The 329-nt window shown below is 68.7% G+C and carries 1 protein-coding gene; it reads right to left on the reverse strand.

The window, feature by feature from the left end:
• Nucleotides 1-244, reverse strand: a 244-nt coding sequence (locus CVH10_RS18950) for a thioredoxin domain-containing protein (RefSeq protein WP_181244507.1), incomplete at its 3' end; no start/stop codon positions are given.
• Nucleotides 245-329 lie beyond the last annotated feature (85 nt).

Consider the following 329-nt stretch of genomic DNA (forward strand, 5'->3'; position numbering starts at 1 on the left):
TCTTGCAGTAGGGGCAGTTGTAATCGACGAAGCCGATGATGGTCACATCGGCGTTCTCGGCGCCGATGAAGGGCGCTGCGGGATCGCGCAGCAGGTCATTGAAGCCGACCTGGGCGATGGGCGGCATGTCTTGTCCGGAGGCGGCGGAAGGGCTGGCGGGCGCCGCGCCGTTGTCGGCGTCGGCCGGGCCGCAGGCGGCGAGCGCCAGGACGGCGGCGAAGGCAGGGGCGAAGGTGCGGTTCATGGAAGCTCCGTGAGGCGAGGGGGTCAGTGCAGACGCGCGATTTCGGTCGCGATCTGTTCGGGGGCGATTTCCCCCATGTGGGCCT

Source organism: Halomonas sp. ND22Bw (assembly GCF_003011945.1).
Taxonomy (GTDB): Bacteria; Pseudomonadota; Gammaproteobacteria; order Pseudomonadales; family Halomonadaceae; genus Halomonas; species Halomonas halophila.